This is a genomic window from Streptomyces sp. 13-12-16, from assembly GCF_002114215.1.
Lineage (GTDB): Bacteria > Actinomycetota > Actinomycetes > Streptomycetales > Streptomycetaceae > Streptomyces.
Genome location: NZ_NCTE01001513.1, coordinates 1 through 2,030, shown reverse-complemented (window position 1 = coordinate 2,030; position 2,030 = coordinate 1). Strand labels below are relative to the sequence as shown.

At 74.4% G+C, this 2,030-nt stretch carries 2 protein-coding genes; both read right to left on the bottom strand.

Translation table 11 applies throughout. The annotated features are described in order from the left end of the window. On the bottom strand, positions 1-1,446 hold a 1,446-nt coding region (locus B7767_RS44225), incomplete at its 3' end, for a type I polyketide synthase (RefSeq protein ID WP_373408295.1). Then, positions 1,443-2,030 (bottom strand): acyl carrier protein (locus tag B7767_RS44220; RefSeq protein ID WP_179167586.1); only part of this gene is annotated, 588 nt, incomplete at its 5' end. The genes B7767_RS44220 and B7767_RS44225, both read right to left, overlap by 4 nt.

Here is a 2,030-nt window from a genome sequence, read left to right as displayed (position 1 = left end):
CTCGGGGAGGGGGGCCTGTTCCAGCAGGACGTGGGCGTTGGTGCCGCTGATGCCGAAGGCGGAGACGCCGGCGCGGCGGGGGTGGCCGGTGGTGGGCCAGGGGGTGGTCTCGGTGAGGAGTTCGACGGCGCCGGCGGTCCAGTCGACGTGGGTGGTGGGCGTGTCGACGTGGAGGACGGCGGGCAGCACGCCGTGGCGCATCGCCATCACCGTCTTGATGACGCCCGCGACGCCGGCCGCCGCCTGGGCGTGGCCGATGTTCGACTTGACTGCGCCGAGGAGCAGTGGCCGGTCGGCGGGCCGGTCCTGGCCGTAGGTGGCGAGGAGGGCCTGGGCCTCGATGGGGTCGCCGAGGGTGGTGCCGGTGCCGTGGGCCTCGACGGCGTCGACCTGGTCGGGGGTGAGGCGGGCGTCGGCGAGGGCGGCCTCGATGACGCGGCGCTGGGAGGGTCCGTTGGGGGCGGTGAGGCGGCTGCTGGCGCCGTCCTGGTTGACGGCCGTGCCCCGGATGACGGCGAGGACCTGGTGGCCGTTGCGGTGGGCGTCGGAGAGGCGCTCGACGAGGAGGACGCCGACGCCCTCGCCCCAGGCGGTGCCGTCGGCCGCCTCGGCGAAGGGCTTGCAGCGGCCGTCGGGGGCGAGGCCGCGCTGGCGGGAGAACTCGGTGAAGAGTTCGGTGGTCGGCATCATGGCGACGCCGCCGGCCAGGGCGAGGGAGCACTCGCCGGCGCGCAGGGCGCGGGTGGCGAGGTGGAGGGCGACGAGGGAGGAGGAGCAGGCGGTGTCGACGGTGACGGCCGGGCCCTCCAGGCCGAGGGTGTAGGAGATGCGGCCGGACAGGACGCTCATGGCGCCGCCGGTGAGGTTGTGGCCCTCGGTCTCGTCGGTGGTGCGGGCGAGGGAGCCGTAGTTGGTGTCGGCACCGCCGACGAAGACGCCCGTGTCGGTGTTGCGCAGGGAGGCGGGGCTGATGCGGGCGCGTTCGACGGCCTCCCAGGCGGTTTCCAGCAGGAGCCGCTGCTGGGGGTCCATGGCGAGGGCCTCGCGGGGGGCGATGCCGAAGAGGTCGGCGTCGAAGTCGGCGGCGCCGTCGAGGAAGCCGCCCTCGCGGACGTAGCTCTTGCCGGGGGTGCCCGGGTCGGGGTCGTAGAGGGAGTCGAGGTCCCAGCCGCGGTCCTCGGGCAGCGGGCCGACGGCGTCGGTGCCGTCGGCGACGAGCCGCCAGAGGTCCTCCGGGGAGCGGACGCCGCCGGGGAAGCGGCAGGCCATGCCGATGACGGCGATCGGCTCGCTCCGGCCTGCCTCGACGGACTCCAGCCGCTGACGGGTGCGACGCAGGTCTGCGGTGACCTTCTTGAGGTAGTCGCGGAGCTTGTCTTCGGAGCTTGCCATGGGGGTGGGATCCTCTGGTTCTGGAAGGACGCGGTGGCCGGGCGGGGGTGTCAGGCGAGGCCGAGTTCGTTGTCGATCAGGTCGAACATCTCGTCGTCCGTGGTGGTGTCGAGGTCGGAGTCGTCGCGCTCGCCGGTGGTCTCCGTGGTGGCGCCGAGCTTCCACTGGAGGGCCTGGAGGCGCTTGGCCAGGCGGGCCCGGTCCTGGTCGTCGAGTTCTGCGCCGCTCACCGCGGCCTCGAATTCGGTGAGTTCGGCGAAGAGGGGCTGGTCCGCGTCGCCGGATCCGGTGCCGCCGGTGCCGAGTTCGTCCCGCAGGTGGCGGACGAGGGCGGCCGGGTCGGGGTGGTCGAAGATCAGGGTGGTGGGCAGGGTCAGGCCCGTCTCCGCGTTGAGGCGGTTGCGGAGTTCGACCGCGGTCAGGGAGGACATGCCGAGGTCGAGGAAGCCGCGTCCGGAGTCCAGCGCCTCGGCGGAGGCGTGGCCGAGGACGGCGGCGACGTGGCCGAGGACCATGCCGTGCAGCAGGCTCTGCTGCTGCGGGCCGCCGAGCGCGGCGAGCCTGCGCCGGAAGTCCCGCGGTCCGCCCGTGGTTCCGGCGTCGGCGGCGCGGCGGGCGGCCGGGCGGGCGAGGGTACG